Origin of the sequence: Vibrio sp. S12_S33 (assembly GCF_963889785.1) — a bacterium.
Lineage (GTDB): Bacteria > Pseudomonadota > Gammaproteobacteria > Enterobacterales > Vibrionaceae > Vibrio > Vibrio aestuarianus.
Genome location: NZ_CAWPQZ010000290.1, coordinates 1 through 351, shown reverse-complemented (window position 1 = coordinate 351; position 351 = coordinate 1). Strand labels below are relative to the sequence as shown.

Annotated in this window: 3 tRNA genes; all 3 read left to right on the top strand. The window is 52.4% G+C overall.

The window, feature by feature from the left end:
* The first annotated feature begins 34 nt into the window (after positions 1–34).
* The 3 genes from AACW06_RS20205 (at position 35) to AACW06_RS20195 (ending at position 349) form a co-directional block, all read left to right on the top strand.
* Positions 35–110 (top strand) — tRNA-Lys (locus AACW06_RS20205).
* 44 nt (positions 111–154) lie between these two features.
* A tRNA-Ala gene (locus AACW06_RS20200) sits at positions 155–230 on the top strand.
* A 43-nt stretch (positions 231–273) separates the two neighbouring features.
* A tRNA-Val gene (locus AACW06_RS20195) sits at positions 274–349 on the top strand.
* Positions 350–351: the final 2 nt, after the last annotated feature.

Below are 351 nucleotides of genomic sequence, written 5' to 3'. Positions count from 1 at the left end.
GTAACAGGGGTTCGACTCCCCTACGGGATACCATGGGTCGTTAGCTCAGTTGGTAGAGCAGTTGACTTTTAATCAATTGGTCGCAGGTTCGAATCCTGCACGACCCACCATTTCCTCCCACGGAAATACTTACTTTAGGTAAGAAAATAAATTCGGGGCTATAGCTCAGCTGGGAGAGCGCCTGCCTTGCACGCAGGAGGTCTGCGGTTCGATCCCGCATAGCTCCACCATTTCCTCCCACGGAAATGCTTACTTTAGGTAAGAAAACAATGTGGGCGATTAGCTCAGTTGGGAGAGCACCTGCCTTACAAGCAGGGGGTCACTGGTTCGAGCCCGGTATCGCCCACCACT